The organism is Thiomonas sp. OC7 (genome assembly GCF_900634595.1).
Taxonomy (GTDB): domain Bacteria; phylum Pseudomonadota; class Gammaproteobacteria; order Burkholderiales; family Burkholderiaceae_C; genus Thiomonas; species Thiomonas arsenitoxydans.
This window is the reverse complement of sequence record NZ_LR131953.1, coordinates 1,833,689-1,852,609: the sequence shown is the minus strand read 5'-3', so window position 1 is coordinate 1,852,609 and position 18,921 is coordinate 1,833,689. Positions and strand designations below refer to the sequence as shown.

Sequence of the window (18,921 nt, the reverse complement as noted above, 5' to 3'; positions counted from 1 at the left end):
GCGCCGCTTGGTTGCGCCGGGCAAGCAACTGAAGGAGTGAAAGCATGAAAGCGCTACTCGACCTGTTCAAGCAGTTTCATCAGGATGAGCATTTCGACGCCATTCGTATCGGCCTGGCGTCGCCGGAAAAAATCCGGTCCTGGTCGTTCGGTGAGGTGAAGAAGCCCGAGACCATCAACTACCGCACGTTCAAGCCCGAGCGCGATGGCCTGTTCTGCGCCAAGATCTTCGGCCCGATCAAAGACTACGAGTGCCTGTGCGGCAAGTACAAGCGCCTCAAGCACCGCGGCGTGATTTGCGAGAAGTGCGGCGTCGAAGTCACCCAGAGCAAGGTGCGCCGCGAGCGCATGGGCCATATCGACATGGCCAGCCCGGTGGCGCACATCTGGTTCCTCAAGAGCCTGCCGTCCCGTCTGGGCATCGTGCTCGACATGCCGCTGCGCGACATCGAACGCGTGCTGTACTTCGAAGCCTATGTGGTCACCGACCCCGGCATGACGCCGCTCAAGGCGGGTCAGGTGCTGTCCGAAGATGAATACGCCGCCAAGCGCACCGAGTTCGGCGACGAGTTCGTCGCGTTCATGGGCGCCGAGGGCGTGCATGCCCTGCTGCACAACATGGATCTCGACCTGGAGATCGAGAAGCTGCGCGGCGACATGACCGGCTCCGACACCAAGGTCAAGAAGAACGTCAAGCGCCTCAAGGTGATGCAGGCGTTCAAGGATTCGGGCGCCAAGCCCGAGTGGATGGTCATGACCGTGCTGCCGGTGCTGCCGCCCGATCTGCGTCCGCTCGTTCCGCTGGACGGCGGACGCTTTGCGACCTCCGACCTCAACGATCTGTACCGCCGTGTCATCAACCGCAACAACCGCCTGCGCCGTCTGCTGGAGCTATCCGCGCCCGAAATCATTGTGCGCAACGAAAAGCGCATGCTGCAGGAAGCGGTCGATTCGCTGATGGACAACGGCCGTCGCGGCAAGGCGATGGTGGGGCAGAACAAGCGCCCGCTCAAGTCGCTGGCCGACATGATCAAGGGCAAGAGCGGCCGCTTCCGCCAGAATCTGCTGGGCAAGCGCGTCGACTACTCGGGCCGTTCGGTCATCACCGTGGGCCCGACGCTCAAGCTGCATCAGTGCGGCCTGCCCAAGCTGATGGCGCTCGAACTGTTCAAGCCCTTCATTTTCCACAAGCTCGAAACCATGGGCGTGGCCACCACCATCAAGGCGGCCAAGAAGGAAGTTGAATCGCAGACCCCGATCGTCTGGGACATTCTCGAAGACGTGATCCGCGAGCATCCGGTCATGCTCAACCGTGCGCCCACGCTGCACCGCCTGGGTATTCAGGCCTTCGAGCCCATGCTGATCGAAGGCAAGGCCATCCAGCTGCATCCGCTGGTCTGCGCCGCGTTCAACGCCGACTTCGACGGCGACCAGATGGCCGTACACGTTCCGCTGTCGCTGGAAGCGCAGGTGGAAGCGCGTGCGCTGATGCTGGCGTCGAACAACATCCTGTTCCCGGCCAACGGCGAGCCGTCCATCGTGCCGTCGCAGGATATGGTGCTGGGGCTGTACTACGCCACCCGCGAGCGTATCAATGGCCGCGGTGAGGGTATCGTGTTCGCCGATGTGTCCGAAGTGCACCGCGCGCTCGACGCCAAGCAGGTGGAAATCACCAGCCGGGTCAGCGTACGTCTGACCGAGTACGAAAAAGACAAGGCCACTGGCAGCTTCACCCCCAAGACCGCCGTGGTGGAAACCACCGTGGGCCGCGCGATCCTGTCGGAAATTCTGCCCAAGGGTCTGCCGTTCAGCGTGATGAACAAGGCGCTGAAAAAGAAGGAAATCTCGCGCCTGATCAACTCGTCGTTCCGCCGTTGCGGCTTGCGCGAAACCGCGATCTTCGCCGACAAGCTGCTGCAGTCGGGCTTCTCGCTGGCGACCAAGGCCGGCATCTCGATCAGCATCGACGACATGCTGATTCCGGAAGAGAAGTACACGGTCATCGCCCGCGCCGAAAAGGAAGTCAAGGAAATCGAGCAGCAGTACTCCTCCGGTCTGGTGACGCAGGGCGAGCGCTACAACAAGGTGGTGGACATCTGGGGCCGTGCGGGCGATGAAGTCGGCAAGGCGCTGATGAATCACCTCTCCAACCAGACGGTCAAGGATCGCCATGGCAAGGACGTGCGTCAAGAGTCGTTCAATTCCATCTACATGATGGCCGACTCGGGCGCTCGTGGTTCCGCCGCGCAGATCCGTCAGCTCGCTGGCATGCGCGGCCTGATGGCCAAGCCAGACGGCTCCATCATCGAGACCCCCATCACGGCGAACTTCCGTGAAGGCCTGAACGTGCTGCAGTACTTCATCTCCACGCACGGCGCGCGTAAGGGTCTGGCCGACACCGCGCTGAAGACCGCGAACTCCGGCTACCTCACCCGCCGTCTGGTGGATGTGACGCAGGATCTGGTGGTCACCGAGCACGATTGCGGCACGGCCAACGGCACCAATATGCGCGCCCTGGTCGAAGGCGGCGAAGTCATCGAATCGCTGCGTGACCGCGTGCTCGGCCGCGTGGCCGCTGTCGATGTGGTCAACCCCGAGACCCAGGAGGTCATCGTTCCGGCGGGCGAGATGCTCGATGAAGACATGCTCGATCTGGTCGAAGCTGCCGGTATCGACGAGATCAAGGTGCGCACCGCGCTGACCTGCGAAACCCGCTACGGCATCTGCGCCAAGTGCTACGGCCGCGACCTCGGCCGCGGCACGCTGGTGACCAATGGCGAAGCGGTCGGCGTGATCGCCGCGCAGTCCATCGGCGAACCCGGCACCCAGCTGACCATGCGGACTTTCCACATCGGCGGCGCGGCGTCGCGTGCGGCCGTGGTGTCCAGTGTGGAAGCCAAGAGCGCCGGTACGGTGCGCTTCACCGCCACCATGCGCTACGTCACCAACACCAAGGGCGAGCAGGTGGTCATCACCCGCTCTGGCGAGGTACTGATCACCGACGACCACGGCCGCGAGCGCGAGCGTCACAAGGTGCCTTACGGCGCCACGCTGTTCGTCAAGGACGGCATGGTGATCAAGGCCGGCACGCTGGTGGCCAACTGGGATCCGCTGACCCGCCCCATCATCACCGAGTACGCGGGACAGACCAAGTTCGAGAACGTCGAAGAAGGCGTGACCGTGGCCAAGCAGGTGGACGAAGTCACCGGCCTGTCCACCCTGGTGGTCATCGACCCGAAACGTCGCGGTTCTGCCAAGGTGGTGCGTCCGCAAGTCAAGCTGCTCAACGAGCAGGGCCAAGAAGTCAAGATTCCTGGCACCGATCACGCGGTGACCATCGGCTTCACCGTGGGCGCGCTGATCCAGGTGCGCGACGGTCAAGACGTGGGCCCGGGCGAAGTGCTCGCGCGCATTCCGATGGAAGGCCAGAAGACCCGCGACATCACCGGCGGTCTGCCGCGCGTGGCCGAGTTGTTCGAGGCCCGCTCGCCCAAGGACGCCGGCATGCTGGCCGAAACCACCGGCACCGTCTCCTTCGGCAAGGAAACCAAAGGCAAGGTCCGCCTGGTCATCACCGACCTGGACGGCAACTCCAACGAGTTCCTGATCCCGAAGGAAAAGAACGTGCTGGTGCACGAAGGACAGGTCGTCAACAAGGGCGAGCTTATCGTCGACGGCCCCGCCGAGCCGCAGGACATCCTGCGTCTGCTGGGGGTCGAGGCCTTGGCGCGCTACATCGTTGACGAAGTGCAGGACGTCTACCGTCTGCAGGGCGTGAAGATCAACGACAAGCACATCGAGGTCATCGTTCGCCAGATGCTGCGCCGCGTCGAAATCAAAGACCCGGGCGACACCGACTACATCGCGGGCGAACAGGCCGAGCGTTCCCAGGTGCTGGCGCGCAATGACGTGCTCCTGCGCGAGGGCAAGATGCCCGCCACCTTCAACAACCTGCTGCTGGGCATCACCAAGGCCAGCCTGTCCACCGACAGCTTCATCTCCGCCGCGTCCTTCCAGGAGACCACGCGCGTGCTGACCGAAGCTGCCATCATGGGCAAGCGCGACGAACTGCGTGGCTTGAAGGAAAACGTCATCGTCGGCCGCCTCATCCCCGCAGGCACCGGCCTGGCGTTCCACCAGGCGCGCAAGGCGAAGGATGCGATGGACCAGGCTGACCGCGCAGCCCAGGCCGCCGCCGAACTGCAGGCGCTCGAAGACAGCACCCTGCACTCGGCAGAATCCGACAACTCCTCGGATCAATCCTGATCACAAGGCCCCCAATCGCCAATTAAGACATAGGCGAACGGGGCGCCTTGCACAAAGGGCGGCCTTCAAGTATGATTTAAAGCTTCCGGCGCGGGGTGGAGCAGCTCGGTAGCTCGTCGGGCTCATAACCCGAAGGTCACAGGTTCAAATCCTGTCCCCGCAACCAAAATTTGTTCAATGAAGCCAAGGACTTAGCGGTCTTTGGCTTTTTTGTTGTCTGCAGCATTTTGGGCTATGGCCCACTCATGGCCCAACTTTGGCCCACGTTTTAGCCGCAAGTTGCTGAGACCTCAATCAATCTGACCTTCAGGCCGACGAAGATTTGTGCTTTTGGGCCAAATCCGTTTCTATTTGCGCCCCGTCCAGCAGGTAGGACTCGAGCGCAAGTCTTACCACATCGGATCTAGAGGGAATCTTGCCCATCGTGGCATGAAGATCAACCCGCCGTTTGTCCAATCGCTCCATCAACTCTGGCGGCAATCGGACATTGATCTGCGACCTGTCCATCTGAGTGTCTTTCCTATAAGTGTTGCAAAAGCATAACAGCGTCTACAAAACAGACGTTGCTTTTATTTGCTACTTGTCTACACTGTAGTTGTGCGCACGAGGTGCACGCTAGACGGGAGCAATTTTATGAGCATGACTTATCTCACTACGGACGAGTTGTCCAAGCGCATCAAGTACGACTCACGAACGATTCGTGAGCGCCTCAAAGATGCTGTTCTTTTAGAGGGTACTCACTACATCCGTCCCTTTGGCGGACGAAAAATTCTTTACATCTGGGAGCGCATCGAGCAAGACATGCAGGACTCATCTGCTCATGAGATCCCCATGGCCAGCGGAGGAGTTTGCCATGGGTAGCATCCGCAAACAGGCCGGTACCGGAAAGCTCTTTCTTGATTTCCGCTATCAAGGCCAGCGCTGCCGTGAATACACGCTGCTTGACGACAGCCCGGCGAACCGCGCGCGGCTTGATCGACTGTTGCAGAGAATCGACCGAGATATCCAGCGCGGTCAGTTCGATTACGCAGCGTACTTTCCGAACAGCAAGGCGCACCGCGCTCGCCAGTCGAGCATGCCACCGATCCAGGGCCAGGCTCCAACAGCCGACCCGCTGAAGCAAGGGAATGTTCCGCACGTACAACAGGACGTGAACACCCCACTGTTCGCCGATTTCGCGCAGCAATGGCAAGCCGAGAACGCCGTGCAATGGCGGCGCTCTTACCAGCGCACGGTCGCCGACATCGTCTCGGTGCACCTGTTGCCGCACTTCGGGCAGCAGGAAGTCGGAAGCATCTCGCGGGAACAGATTCTGATCTTTCGGTCCTCACTCGCCAAAGCTCCGGGCCGCAAGAAGGAAACCCTGTCACCCCGCAGAATCAACGCAGTGATGAACATCCTGCGCGGAATCCTCTTTGAAGCCTCCGACCGCTACCAGTTTACCTGTCCGTTTTACAACATCAAGCCGCTCAAGGTCGCCAAGAGCGACGTGCAGCCCTTCACCCTCGACGAGGTCAAGGCGCTGCTCGCGGCCGCGCGTGAGGATTTCCGTGATTACTACACCGTGCGCTTCTTTACCGGACTGCGCACCGGAGAGATCGACGGGCTCAAGTGGAAGTACGTCGACTTCTCGCACCGCCTCATTCTCATCCGCGAAACCCTCGTGGCGGGGGAGGAAGACGAGACCAAGACCATCGAGTCCAACCGTGACGTGCAGATGAGCCAGATCGTGTTCGATGCCCTCCAAAGGCAATTTGCGCGAACCGGGCCTCTGAAGAACTGGGTGTTTTGCAACCGCCAGGGCCAGCCGCTGGATCACAACAACGTCACCAAGCGCGTGTGGTACCCGCTGCTGCGCTATCTCGGCTACACGCCCCGGCGCCCTTACCAGACCCGGCATACGGCCGCCACCCTCTGGCTGGCCGCCGGCGAGAACCCCGAATGGATCGCCCGGCAGATGGGACACACCTCCACCGAGATGCTGTTCAAGGTCTACAGCCGCTACGTCCCCAACCTGACCCGTCGTGATGGCTCGGCGTTCGAGCGCTTGCTCACCACGGCCATGGCCCGTGTGGACGTGACGCAGAACCTGCCCGCCGCCGCACAAGGAGCCCAACATGACTGATCCCACGCACCCCTGTCCCAGCGACTTGCCGATGTTGCCGCAGATCTACCGGCTGGCCAGCGTCAACAGCCGAGCCGATGCGACCGGATGTTTGCATCACACGGCCCATCTGTTTCACACCCAGGCCAGCTTCAAAGCCTGCTGGTCCTCCGGCCAACTCGATGCCCGGCTGCGCAGCGGGGTGTTGGTCAGTCCGCGCTGGAGCGGCCCCGGGCGCAGCGAGAACGGCTGCCTGGCCATCGCGCGGCTGGTGGTCTTGGAGCGGCCCGTGGCCGAGCTGGGATTGTTCCAGACCGCATTGCCCGGATGGCCGGTAGAGCCTGCGCTACTGCAGCGCGCACACCGGCTGTGGGAGGCTTTGCCGGTTTCCCACCGCCTATTGCTCAACGCCCTCTTTTGGGACGCAGAGCGGTTTCGTCGGTTCTGTACCGGCCCCTCTTCGATGGAAGGACACCATCACGACGAAGCGGGCAATCTGCGTCACACCGTCGAAGTGGCCGAGCAGGTGCGCGCACTGGCGACCGACCGGGCGTATGTCGACCGGGAGCTGGCCGTGCTGGCGGCGCTGTTGCACGACGCCGGCAAGGCGGAAGAATATCGGCGGCGTGCCGATGGCAGTTGGGGGATGAGCGACCGCGGGCGACTCCTTGGTCACCGCACCACCGTCATCGAATGGGTGGCTGGCGCCATCGCCCGCTGGCGCATCCGCCTGCCTGCCGGACACGAGATGGCGCTGCTGCACATTTTGGCCGCTGTTGCGCATGCCCCGGCGTGGATGGGGCTGCGAGAGCCGCAGACACCGGAAGCGGAACTGCTCTCGCTGGCCGACCGGCTCTCCGGCACCGACGATCTGATGCAGCGACTACTGCCCAACGGGGCAGGCTGGGGCGCCTATCACAAGCACTTGGGACGGCGACCCTATCGGGTGGCCGCGCCCGAACTGGTGTGAGGGCGTTCGTAAAACACGGGATGGCTCGGGTTTGGGAATGGAATGAGGTGGCGGGGCGCTGTGGAGCTTGTGGGCAGCCGCCGACCGGTGGACGGGCGGTGGGCAGGCGGCAGGCTGTCCACGGGCCGCCCACGGGGGCGCGCCAGCGCAGGCGGGCATCGGCCCAGCCGACTGTCCACAAATCCCCAGCGCCAGATCGCGTACCGGCTAAGGCCCTTTCCTCACCAGAATGGAAACAGTCATCACATAAGCAGCGGCATCCAGCGCGGCGATCAGCCCGCCAGGACGGGCCTTGCCGTGCGTGCGATCGATCACCCACAACAGCCCATCCGGCGGCGAAGGATGTGAGGGGTGGAATGACCGCGCTGCTTGGACCGAGATCGTCACCGCGCCACCGAGTGCCGTCGCCCAATGATTCACCTGCTCGGTTGCCGTGTGCGCACTGCGCAACGCGGGTTGGAGCTGCCATGACAGCACGTAGGCTTGGAGCGCCGGGGAGCGCATCGACAGGGTATCGAGCATCTGTTTCCACCGCCGGGCATCCACCAGTGCGGTGAACGCCACGGCATGATCATCGCTGTCGTGAACGCGCCAGTGCAGGCTCAGCGCCTGCTCGGCCGCTGCCGCATCCGTCCGCCACCATTGCCGCAAGGCCTCAAGCATGGCCTGGGCCGTGGTGCGCAGCGCCCGCGCGCGCAGTTGCTTGAGCGTGCGAGGCCGTTCGAGTCGCAAATGACCGACGACAATCGGTGCGACAGGGCGTTCGGTTCGCGTGTGTCGTGCCGGGCTGGCGCCGCGCAACTGCGCCCACCGCTCCATGGCTTGATAGATGCGCTGTGCCAGAGTATCGCTGCTGAATTGGTGCTTCGATCCCGTCTTATCTGGAACGGGGCGCAAAGCAGCCAGCAAGGCCAGCGCATCGGTGATGTTCATCAGCGCCGAATCGACCGGGGAGGGCTGGCCAGCGCTGGGCGCGGCGCCAGACGGAGGTTCCTCGGACCAGGGACAACGCAGGGACTGCGCGTGGGCTGAGGACGTCGCTAATTTTTTAACCCAGTGTGCGCTGCGAACCACCCAACTGCTACGTGGGCCCAGACGGTGCTGTTGTACGTCGACCCGATTGACCGTGGAGCCTGCCAACCAGGCGATGACTTTCGAAGGCGGCAATGACGCATCACGTTGCACCGCCAGACCCAGCAGCAGGTCGAGCAGATGCACATAGCTGCCCAAAGTGGTTTGCGGCGTGGCGTGCCCCATGAAGGCGGCCACGGCCCACAACAAAGGGCGCTGGGCTTCGCCCAGTCCGAGGAGGGCTTGGCGCTTGGGCGCAATGGACTCGGGTTTCAAGCCGAGCAGGGCGGCGGCTCCCGGGGTGAGGTCGTCCATGAACTGGGCGAGCAGCGCATTGGCCGCACTATGGCGCAGGTGATGGAATCGCAGCGACGGTTCCCCGCAGACCGCGCGCATCGCCGCTTGTACCGGGTTGAACAGGGCCTCCTCGGGCCGGGGCTGGTCCGGCGCCTGCGGATCGGGCAGGAACAAGGCCGTCTGCCTGAAGTCCGGGCTGTTTTGCAGCAGTCGTTCCGTTTCTGCATGGATCCGGCGCAGCAGATCCAGTTCCTCCTGCGTGCAGAACGCGCTCAGCGGCAGCACACGGCGGCCGCTGTCGCGCTTGAGCGCGCGTCCGGCATGGCTGCGCACGAACAGCAGGGGCTGCGGGCGCCATTGCACATCGATCCAGCGCAGCCCGCGGATTTCCGTGCGCCGCAGGCCGCAGCGATAGCCCAGGATCGCCGCCGCCTGGCTGTGGCGTGGCTGGGCGTTGCGCCGCAGTGTTTGCCGCACCGACACGAACTCTGATTCGGTGATCAGTTGGGCGTCGACGCTGGAACCCACACCCTCGTCCAGGTCGGGCGCCGGGCTATCCCACCGTTTGTGCGCACGCACGAAGGTGTCGAGCTGTTGGAGTGCGGTGGCGATGTTGCTGCGATGACGTTCCCCCGTGGCCTGCACGATGGACTGGATGGCATCGTCCCAGTCTGCGACCTTGTCGGGAAGATGCGTACCCAGCACCGCAGCGAGTTTGCGATCCACTCGGGCGAGTAGCTCGCGCGCCGAACTCAGGCGAATGCCCTTGCGGCCAGAGGGCTGCAACAGTCCGATCAGCCATCCGGCCAAGACCACTTCCAGCCGGTTCGGGTCTGACACGTGCTGCTGCACGAACCTGCGCAGTGCACGCGCGATCTGCGGAGCGCGCTGTGGCGCGGCGCGCAGCAGGCGACGGAGTTCGGTAGGGGGGACGATGGCATCGGGCGAGGGCGGCGTTTCAGAGGCGCGGCCCGGCCCGGTGCGCTCCACCGTCGGCGCCGGGATCGGCTCGGGGGCTAGTCGCTGGCGCATCAACAGACGCCACCAGGCGTGCGGCGGCAGACACGCGTTGGCGACAAGACCGCGGGCTGCCTGCGCCAGAAACGGCGGCAGCCGATAGTGCCACTTCGCCTGGGCACCGCGCACGAAGTCGGTATAGCTGTCCAAGCCTAAAGACTGGGCATCCAGAATGCGTTTGAGCGCCTTCCAAATCAGACGTGCCACAGACGGCGGCGGGTCGGCTTCTCCGCTCAGGGGCGGGCTGTCGCGGCGTTGGTTGAGCCAGCGCAACGCAAGCAGGGCGGTGAAGGGATCGAACAGATGTCGCTGCCAGTTGCCGCTGCGGTCAGTCCACTCCGTCCAAACCCGGCGACCATCTGGGCTGGCGCGAAGGGTGTTGGCCCTGAGCGCGGCGGCGACTTGCCGGATGCGGTCTTCGCCGATCAGCGCCGACGACCAAATGGCGCTGATGAGAATCTGCTCGAAAGTGATTTCTGCGCCAGTCCGGGCGCTTCGCTGCCAATGGGCTTGCAGCGCCTGATCGATCAAGCCCTCTTGCGTCAAGGCCGGGAAGGTCAGGGCGTTGAGCGGCGGGGTCGGCCCGCGCAGCACCAGAATGCGCGGGGGAACGTGCACGCTCCAGCCGCGTTCCAGCCGCCCGCGCTCCAGCCCGGCGCTGAGGAAGTTGGTCGCCCAGCGTCGCTCCGCCCCGGTGAAGGTTTGATCGATGCGTTGGCGCAGCGTTTGCACCGCTTCATCGGGAATGACCAGACCAGGACAGCCTTGCAGCCAGTCCTGCAACCCCTGCTGCGCGATCCACTCACGCACCTGTGCCTGAGCGCGCGCCCGATGGTGCTCTGCGTTCGCGCGGCGTTGCTGCAAGCCGTTCTCTGCGGTCTGCGGCTCGGACGCAGCGACGGCGAATCCTTTCCAGTCGCTCAAGCCCAGCCCCGCACCACGTGAAAGCCAGCCTCGCGCACGAGTTGTTCGATCGGGTCACGCAAAGACTCGATGACCCTGCGCGCGGGCAGGGCGCTGTAGCGTCCCCAGGGCTGGGCGCCGCGCTGCCAGTGACCCATGAAGAATTCGATGAGTTCGCCCGACAACCCCATTTGCACCAGACGCGAACGCAGCCAATGCCGACTGGTGTTGCGCGGCAGGGTATAGCCGGTGACCTGCTCCAGCGCGGCGTGCATCTCTCGCGTGGGGTGGTCGATGCATTCGAGTCGGCCGCGGACACGCCGCAGATAAAACAGCACCGGCGGCGGTGAGATCAGGGTTTCAGGCGTCAGGCGGGTCAGGGTGGCGCGGGCGTGCCGGGCGTAAACGCGCAGTTGCTCCAGCGCGGTCGTGCAAAGCGGCGCCAGGCGGGTGGCGGATGCGGAGATATCGTCCTTGTCGCTGAGGAGAACGACACCGTGATGCCCATCGATCTGGTTCCAGTTGGGCAGCGGTTGCCCCACATCCCGCAATCCCAGACTGAATCGCAGCAGGGCGTGGACATACTGCGTGAAAGCATTGTGCAGAATCAGTAAAGCGTCGTCGGCCAAGGGAGTGGACCGCGCATGCGTCAGCGCTTGGTCCAGGCTGTGGGCCAGCGCCTGCACCGTCCGGTCGAGCGGGACGATGGGCGCGCCCACACCGATGTCCGGTGCGTCAGGTTCGATTGCCGAGGCGGGATGGGCGCCGTCGTTCTCACCCAAGCGCGGGTCGGCCTGCTGCAACGCCCCCCAGGCCCGGTCCTGCTCCTGGCGGATCCAGCGCACGAGGTCACCCGTGGGCACGTGCAGATAGTGCAGCCCGGTGTCGGCCAGTAGATGAGGTCGTCCCGTAGCCAGACTGGCCAGGGCATGATCGCGCCGCTGTTCGACGAGCCGGCGAAACATCCATTGCCCCACAGCGCTGAGGGTGAGACGCCCCGCGGTTTGCTGCGCATGGACTTGAAGCCAGTCAGTCGCCTGCTGTTGCAAGGGCTCGAGCACAAACGCGTCAATCCGTGTTTTGTACGGAGGGGTGGATAAGCGCTGCACGCTCGGTAATGCGTCGATCACGGGACGCAGTGCGACGGGAAGCGGAACGTCGATGGCGTCTGCACAAGGTTGCGCCTTGCTGCGGTCGACGCCATGGTAGCCCGGTTGGCCTGAGGGGCGCAGCACGGGCAGGCGCAATGTCCAGCGATCCAGCAGTAACAAGGGATACCGCGGGGCGGCCTGCGGTGCATCCTGAGCACACGAGAATATCTTCAATGCGCAAAGGCCGCCGTCTTCGGTCTGCAGCGGATGGGACGTCCACAGCGCAAGTCCCAGCAGGGCGGCCGTCTCGCGTGTCGCCGGGTCTTGGCTTTTGCTGTCGGCGCAGAGGGCCTGCCACAGCCGCGCCACTTCCGCTTCGGTGAGTCGCGTCCAATCCGCGGCGAGCAACTGCATCGACCGCTCACGGCGGGCGATGAGCGCCCGGGTGCGCAGCACCTGTTCGGCCAGGCTGCGTTCCTTGGGCACAGGCGGGGTGAGATCGAGCGGGTCGTCTTCGCCAGTTTCGGTCCACTCGACGTATTCTTCCTGCGGGCCGAACTCGGCAAGGCTCAGCCCGCTGCGCTTGAGCGCATCCACGGTCGTGGTGCGCAGCCGCGTCACGGATTGAATCCGCAGGGTATCGCCGAGATCGAGCCGGAGTTTTTGGGGCGGTGGGCTGTAGGTCTCGCCGCTGTCTTCATCGTCCTTCTCCGGGGTGCCATTGAGCAGGCGATGGTGACGCAGCACCGGCTCGATGATGCGACGAATGGCATCGACCTGCGGCTCACGCTCGCTCGATGTAGGGATGCGGATCCAGTCGTTCGCCAGGGGGCGCTCGGCCAGGATCTGTGGGTGGCTTTGCACCAGCTCGCGCAAGGCTGTGCAGGCGTCGTAAATCGGAGAGGATCCGGCATGCTCGGCTGCGAGTTGCTGCGCACGCGCCTTGGCAAACAGCACGACCATCGCGACCGCTTTCAGGATTATGGGATCGTGCGCTGCATTTGCGTTTCGCCAGTGCCAGCTGCCCAACAGCGTGTACAGGGGATGCGAGGACATCACACCGCGAAACGGTTGCAGGCGGGTGGCGGCAGGGCGTTGCAACGGTTTGAGGGCAGGCGGGCTCTTGGACGACGGGGGGTTCAGCACGTTCTGCATCGCCTGCAGTCCGGCAATGACCTCGGCAGACGGCGCCACGACGCCCAGTGCAGTGGCGTCATCTGCAGCGACAGTGCGCAAGGTCGGCAGCAGCAATTGCGTGCCTTCGATGACCAGCGCCAAGGCCAGTGCCGTGTCGGGCGCTTCAATCCACTGCAGTGCCGCGCCCGCGGCGTCGGCATCGCCGCTGAGTTGCCGCAGCGTGTCAAGGACGGTCTGTTGCGCTGTTGGGGTGTGCATCGTCCGCGTCGGCTCGGGTGGGGCGGCGGGTGGACAGCGTCTGACGGGTGACGTCCAGCACGCGGGCCAAGGCGTTCAAACTCTTGATCTGCGGGGTGAGATCTTGAGTCCAACCGTGGCTGCGCGCCTGATCGTGCAGTTGCACGAGTTCGGCTTGCAAGGCCTTGAGCGGGCCGACACTGGTGATCAGCAGCCAGCGTTCAGCGCAGAGCAAGGCGGTGATGTCGTCGTCATGCGTGTCTTTTGGCAAGACCATCGCGGGCACTGCAAACGCGGCAGGCAGCGCAGTGGGCGGCGCACGCTTTCGCTGTTTGGCGCGTGCGGGCGGGGCCGCCGATTCTTCGGTTTGAAGCGGCGCCGTGACCGCGGGTTTCCCGGCAGCGGATGCGGTTTGTGCGGCGAGGTGGAGTGCATGATGGGGACGCAGCGCGCGCCAGGCCAGCAGCCCGGCGAGCACCTCATAGCCTTTGCTCTGCCTGCCCCCCCACGGGACGGACGACCAGCGGATGCAAGGTACAGAGGATGTGGATCGCCTTGGGAGTGAAGGTCAGCACATCGTCGATCGGCCGGGGGTGGAGTGCGCTCAGCGCTTGTTGCAATAGCGGATGTTCGTCCCGGATCTGGGGCAGGAGAATGGACTCGCAGGAACCGCCTGCCAGCAATCCGGCGGGGGGGCGTCCGCGACGTTCAGGATGCGCAGGGCTTGCAGCAGGGGCGGCGGTCACGACGAGTCCCTATGAGTCGCCACTCGCGCGGCCAAGTCCTGCCCAAGGTCGGTCGGCAGCGTCGCAAGAGGGGAAGGGGTTGGCGCCAGAGTGGGGCAATCGGTCCAGATCAAGTTGCGTTGAGGGATCAGCACGTCGATTGATCCTGATGGAAATGCATGGAACGCAGGGTTTGCTTGAATTGTCAGCCAAACTCAGGATGCGAGGCAATGGCATAGGTGGGGATCTGCCGCGACGATCTGCCTCGAAGGTGTTGGTGCCGATTCAAAACTGACCGGTGGTCAGTTTTCGGTCGGCGTCAACACGCCAAGTGAGATGCGTGAATGCTAGGAGCGCGACCAGGTCTGCGTGATTGCAGACGCGCTGCACTTGGTTTGGCCCTGTCTTCACTCGTCACCGTAGCCGATGCTTGAACCAATGCTCAATGTGCAATCCGCACCATGCCAGTGCCATAGTGCTCATGAATGGTGCGTGTTGAGGAGGGCATCTGTTCGTTAGAACGACTGATCATGAGGGGCTTTGTTTGGCATGGTTCCTGCTTTGTACGAGTTAGGAGGCGCACAGTTGAGTGCGCACTGAGGTGAGCTAGGGTTCCGGTCGCTCTTCGTTGGTTGCGATGCCTGGTCCGAGAGCTTGTCGGCTTTGCAACTGCAGAGCTCCACGGAGGGATAAAAGCCCGGGAGGACGCCCAAATGGCGCGCCTCCGACTCATCCCCGACATTCTGGAGCCCGCCATGTCCCTGTTGCAAACGCTTCTTCGCAAAGTTCTTCCTGCTGCTGGCATGCTCACGCTGGCGCTGCACCCCGTGCCCTCCTTTGCTCAAGTCACATTGGGCGTGTCCGACTGGCCGGGCTGGGTGGCTTGGTACGTCGCAGAGAAGGAAGGCTATTTCAAGAAATATGGCGCAGACGTCAAGCTGGTCTGGTTTCCAGACTACATGACCTCGGTCAACGCGCTCTCTGCCGGGCAGATCGATGCCAATTGCCAGGCATTGATCGATACCTTGTCACCTGCCGTGAAGAAGGTGCCAGCCAAGGTCATTCTGGTGACCGACAACTCGGCGGGAAACGATGCCCTGATGGTCAGCAACAACATCAAGTCGTTTGCGGAACTGAAAGGCAAAACGATCGGCCTGGAGATCGGGTCGATTGAAAACTATCTCGCGGCGACCGGCCTGCAGAAAAACGGGCTGAGCGAGAAGGACGTGAACTTCGTCAACATGTCCACGGGGGATGCCGCTGCCGCATTGATCGCCGGGAAACTTCCTGCTGCCGGGGTGTGGAATCCTTGGATCCAGCGCATTCAGACGCATAAGGCCGGACATCCACTCTTTACCAGTAAATCCGCCCCCGGCCTGATTCCTGATGTGGTGTATGCACGTGACACTGCACTGGCCGCACACCGCAAGGACTTCGTTGCTATGACCAAGGCTTGGTTCGATGCGGTGAAGTTCATTGATGCCAATCCGGCCAAGGCGGCAGCCATCATGGCGCCGCATGTCGGGCTCAAACCTGAGGAATATGCACTGAGCCTGGCAGGCACGAAGCTGTTTGGGCCCAAGCTCAATGAAGAAGCGATGAGCAAGAGTGCGTCACCCGTCTCGCTTTACACCAGCACGGCAGCCACCGGCGCGTTTCTCGTGAGCCAGAAGCAGATTGATGCCAGCCCCAATCCGGCAAGTTTCATCGATTCATCGATCGTCAAAGACGCGATGAAGCCCTGAAAAAACTCTGCTGAGTCCCTGTCAACGGAGATCCCATGAGCGCACAACCTCTGGATGCGGGCGGCAGCGTGTCGCTTGCCGCGCAGCCTTCCCAGCCTGGCGGGCAACGTTGGCAAAGCCGCCTGCGTATCAGAGCGGCCATTCCGCGCTGGGTCTATATCGTCTTGTCCATCAGCGGCTTTGTGCTGCCTCTGATCGCCTGGCAGTGGATTGCGGCCAGCGGATGGGTGGGATCGCTGTTCCTGCCGTCGCCACTTGATGTGGTGCACAGCTTCGTGGACTGGACGCAGAACGGTTTGTCCAATGACACCCTGATCAGCATTTATCGCGTGGTCATGGGCTTTGTTCTGGCGGCAGCCATCGGCGTGCCGCTGGGCATTTACATCGGTGCGTACAAATGGTTCGAGGCGCTGTTGCAGCCAGTCAATGATTTCGTGCGCTACATGCCGGCCTCGGCATTCATTCCGCTGGTGCTGCTTTGGGTGGGCATTGGCGAGGGCTCGAAGATTGCGATCATTTTCATTGGCGTGATCTTCCAGATCATCGTTATGGTGGCCGACGCGGTGCGACGTGTGCCGGAGAATTACCTCGAAGTCGCATACACCATGGGCGCGCGTCAAGGCGAAGTGATGCAACTGGTGATCTGGCGCGGCATTCTGCCGGAGTTGCTCGACATCCTGCGAATCAATATGGGTTGGGCCTGGACCTACCTGGTGGTGGCGGAGATGGTGGCGGCTAACAGCGGCCTGGGGTTCCAAATCCTGCAAAGCCAGCGCTTTCTCAACACGCCAAAAATCTTCGTCGGCATTTTCATTATCGGCCTCATCGGCCTGCTGTTCGACCTGGCCTTCCGCTGGATCTACCGCCTGGCCTTTCCCTGGAAGCGCGCATGAAGATGCCTGCCATGTCCCAATCCGAAGTCCATTTCGAGACGGTCAGCAAAAGCTTCAAGCGGCGCAACGAGTCTGCGTTGCTGGTGCTCGACCAAGTATCGCTGCATGTCGCGCCGGGCGAATTTCTGGTGCTGGTGGGCGCATCCGGTTGCGGCAAATCTACGCTGCTGCGCATTCTGGCCGGGCTGGAAACCTATGACAGCGGCCGGGTGATTCTGGACGGACAGCCGGTGCATGGCCCTGGCGCCGACCGCGCCATGGTGTTTCAGCACTACAGCCTTTATCCCTGGCTGACCGTGAAGGACAACATCCGCTTCAGCCGGCAGCTTCGGGTGGTGCGCGACCAGCTGACTAGCAGCGATGTGGAGGCTGCCTCGGGCCGCTCCGATGCGCTGCTCAGTCTGATGGGGCTGTCCCATGCGGCGGACTACTACCCCAATCAGCTCTCCGGCGGTATGCAGCAACGCGTCGCGATTGCCCGTGCGTTGATGAACCGCCCCAAACTGCTGCTCATGGACGAGCCTTTCGGCGCGCTCGATGCACAGACTCGCGAGGTGATGCATGACCTGATCCGCCATGTGCATCAGCTTGAAGGAACCACTATCGTCTTCGTCACCCATGACGTGGAAGAGGCGCTCTATCTAGGCGACCGTGTGGTGGTGATGGCGCCGCGGCCAGGTCGGATCGACAGTGTGGTCAGCGTGCCTTTTGGGCGCCAGCGGGAGCAGGACCTGAAAGCCACGGTGGACTTCCTCGGCCTTAAGCGCCAGATCCTGCACCGCATCCGCGAGACTTCAGGCATGAAAACGAACCGGGACATGCTCGAACAACTGAGCCAGCAAGGTTCCCAGAACTGACTTCGAACAGCATCTCTGGCGTATTGCGCGCAAGCATTTCACTTCACCCTGCAAACATCCTATAACCCATGGCCCAATCCATTCATCCTGTCCCTGCAGAGACGTTTCTGTGGGAAGACCTCATCCCGGGAGGCTGTCACTGGTCTGGCGTGCTGCGGCGCGGCACAGCATTGCGTATTGCCGACCACACGGGACGTGCCAATCTGTCCGCCTTGTTTTTTCGCGCAGACGCGCCGATTGAGCGTTACAACATGCCCGACACCCTCAAGGCACAGCACACCGCCATGCTGACCAGAGGGCATGCGTTGTATTCGGATATGGGCCGTGTCCTGTGCTCGATCATCGCCGATACCGCAGGCTGGCATGACACCATTGGTGGCGTGTCCACCGACGCCGACATCATGGGCAGGTACGGTGCATCGCGCTATCAGACCGCGCGCAACGCCATGCATCGCAGCGCAGAGGATGGTTTGCTGATCGAGCTGTTCAAGCACGGACTGGGACGCGCAGATCTTGCGCCCAACGTCAATTTCTTCAGCAAGCTGACGGTCGACGAAGCCGGTCTGCTGCAGTTCGACACCACACATGGCAAGGCAGGACAGTGGCTGGATCTGCGATTCGACATGGACGTGCTGGCCGTGTTTTCCGCCGCGCCACACGCTCTCGACCCACGCCCGGATTACGCCCCCAGCGATGTGCATCTCACTGCCTGGCGTTGCGGCCCGGCTGATGCCCATGACGACTGCCGCAACGCTTGCCCGGAAAACCAACGCGGCTTTTATCGCACCGAACTGCTCTACCGTTGACCATCATGAGTTCATTCAATCTTGTTGAAAGCCCGCTTGATCCCGCGCACGCGATCTATGACCATGTGCTGCCCGCTGGTGAAGGCTGGTTGCATCCCGTGCGTGCAGGGCAGACACTGCGCATCCTCGACCTCGAAGGCAATCAGGCCGTCGACACGCTGTTCTACAGCGCAAGCGATTTCACCGAACGCTACAGCGCCACCGAAACCCTGAAAGCGGGAGCGATCTACCTCACCGCGGGCAGTCGCCTCATGTCCAGCCGTGGGCGCGAGATGCTCACGATCACCGCCGACACATGCGGCCGCCACGACACCCTGGGCGGCGCTTGTTCCGCCGAAAGCAACGCGGTGCGATACGCCTTGGACAAGCAGCCCATGCATTCCTGCCGCGACACCTTTCTCAAGTGCTTGTGGCAATACGACGGCGGCCTCTCAAGGGAATGCCGGGCCGCCCCAAATGCCCTCGACCCCCGCGGGGGGCGGGCCGAGCCCGGCTCGGCCCCGGGGGCGCTCACCAAACGTGATCTCACTGCCAACATCAACTTCTTCATGAACGTGCCTGTCACTCCGGAGGGTGGACTGGAGTTTGCCGATGGAGTTTCCGCGCCGGGCAAGTATGTGGAAATGAAAGCCGCCATGGACGTGCTCTGCCTGATCTCCAACTGCCCGCAGCTCAATAATCCGTGTAACGCCTACAACCCCACCCCGGTACGCCTGCTGATCTGGAACTGATCGCTCTTTAACCGCGCCGCCGGGACGGCCCGGCTGGTTTTGCGACAGTATGGGACGACCCAACCCAGCCCG

Annotated in this window: 13 protein-coding genes, 1 tRNA gene and 1 riboswitch; of the genes, 10 read left to right on the top strand and 4 right to left on the bottom strand. The window is 63.0% G+C overall.

Translation table 11 applies throughout. The annotated features are described in order from the left end of the window. Positions 1–44: 44 nt before the first annotated feature. On the top strand, positions 45–4,265 hold the full coding sequence (gene rpoC / locus BIO17B3_RS08945) for a DNA-directed RNA polymerase subunit beta' (RefSeq protein WP_156053785.1): 4,221 nt from the start codon (positions 45–47) through the stop codon (positions 4,263–4,265). A gap of 89 nt (positions 4,266–4,354) precedes the next feature. Next, positions 4,355–4,431 (top strand) — tRNA-Met (locus BIO17B3_RS08940). A gap of 140 nt (positions 4,432–4,571) precedes the next feature. Here the strand turns inward: BIO17B3_RS08940 and BIO17B3_RS19465 are convergent. Next, entirely contained in the window at positions 4,572–4,772 is a 201-nt protein-coding gene (locus BIO17B3_RS19465) for a ribbon-helix-helix domain-containing protein (RefSeq protein ID WP_156053784.1), read from the bottom strand. Between the two features lie 126 nt (positions 4,773–4,898). On the opposite strand from BIO17B3_RS19465, the gene BIO17B3_RS08930 reads away from it, so the two are divergent. From BIO17B3_RS08930 to BIO17B3_RS08920, 3 genes are read left to right on the top strand one after another with little or no spacing between them, the layout of a single operon-like run. After that, on the top strand, positions 4,899–5,126 hold the full coding sequence (locus BIO17B3_RS08930; protein ID WP_156053783.1) for a hypothetical protein: 228 nt from the start codon (positions 4,899–4,901) through the stop codon (positions 5,124–5,126). Then, on the top strand, positions 5,119–6,390 hold the full coding sequence (locus tag BIO17B3_RS08925) for a site-specific integrase (RefSeq protein WP_156053782.1): 1,272 nt from the start codon (positions 5,119–5,121) through the stop codon (positions 6,388–6,390). Before BIO17B3_RS08930 ends, BIO17B3_RS08925 begins: the two co-directional genes overlap by 8 nt. Continuing rightward, positions 6,383–7,339, top strand: coding sequence for an HD domain-containing protein (locus tag BIO17B3_RS08920; RefSeq protein WP_156053781.1), 957 nt, complete (start codon positions 6,383–6,385; stop codon positions 7,337–7,339). Before BIO17B3_RS08925 ends, BIO17B3_RS08920 begins: the two co-directional genes overlap by 8 nt. Before the next feature lie 207 nt (positions 7,340–7,546). Here the strand turns inward: BIO17B3_RS08920 and BIO17B3_RS08915 are convergent, their stop codons facing one another. Genes BIO17B3_RS08915 through BIO17B3_RS19210 form a run of 3 tightly spaced genes read right to left on the bottom strand, consistent with a single transcriptional unit; the run spans position 7,547 to position 13,570 of the window. Next, positions 7,547–10,648: a tyrosine-type recombinase/integrase gene (locus BIO17B3_RS08915; RefSeq protein WP_156053780.1), complete on the bottom strand. Its 3,102-nt coding sequence runs from the start codon at positions 10,646–10,648 to the stop codon at positions 7,547–7,549. Further along, positions 10,645–13,113, bottom strand: coding sequence for a DNA breaking-rejoining enzyme, catalytic core (locus BIO17B3_RS08910; RefSeq protein ID WP_156053779.1), 2,469 nt, complete (start codon positions 13,111–13,113; stop codon positions 10,645–10,647). Before BIO17B3_RS08910 ends, BIO17B3_RS08915 begins: the two co-directional genes overlap by 4 nt. Beyond that, positions 13,079–13,570, bottom strand: a complete 492-nt coding sequence (locus BIO17B3_RS19210) for a hypothetical protein (protein WP_232054232.1) — start codon at positions 13,568–13,570, stop codon at positions 13,079–13,081. The genes BIO17B3_RS08910 and BIO17B3_RS19210 overlap by 35 nt, the downstream gene beginning before the upstream one ends. A gap of 842 nt (positions 13,571–14,412) precedes the next feature. Continuing rightward, positions 14,413–14,523, top strand: a riboswitch (guanidine-I (ykkC/yxkD leader). A gap of 49 nt (positions 14,524–14,572) precedes the next feature. Between BIO17B3_RS19210 and BIO17B3_RS08900 the strand changes: the two genes are divergently transcribed. The 5 genes from BIO17B3_RS08900 (at position 14,573) to BIO17B3_RS08880 (ending at position 18,849) form a co-directional block, all read left to right on the top strand. Further along, positions 14,573–15,562: an ABC transporter substrate-binding protein gene (locus tag BIO17B3_RS08900; RefSeq protein ID WP_013107488.1), complete on the top strand. Its 990-nt coding sequence runs from the start codon at positions 14,573–14,575 to the stop codon at positions 15,560–15,562. Positions 15,563–15,597: 35 nt separating this feature from the next. Further along, positions 15,598–16,455: an ABC transporter permease gene (locus BIO17B3_RS08895; protein WP_156053778.1), complete on the top strand. Its 858-nt coding sequence runs from the start codon at positions 15,598–15,600 to the stop codon at positions 16,453–16,455. A gap of 11 nt (positions 16,456–16,466) precedes the next feature. Continuing rightward, the gene (locus BIO17B3_RS08890; protein WP_041609386.1) at positions 16,467–17,312 is read left to right on the top strand and encodes an ABC transporter ATP-binding protein; all 846 of its coding nucleotides are present in this window, start codon (positions 16,467–16,469) and stop codon (positions 17,310–17,312) included. Positions 17,313–17,380: 68 nt separating this feature from the next. After that, entirely contained in the window at positions 17,381–18,118 is a 738-nt protein-coding gene (locus BIO17B3_RS08885; RefSeq protein WP_013107485.1) for an urea amidolyase associated protein UAAP1, read from the top strand. Positions 18,119–18,123: 5 nt separating this feature from the next. Next, on the top strand, positions 18,124–18,849 hold the full coding sequence (locus BIO17B3_RS08880) for a DUF1989 domain-containing protein (RefSeq protein ID WP_156053777.1): 726 nt from the start codon (positions 18,124–18,126) through the stop codon (positions 18,847–18,849). Positions 18,850–18,921 lie beyond the last annotated feature (72 nt).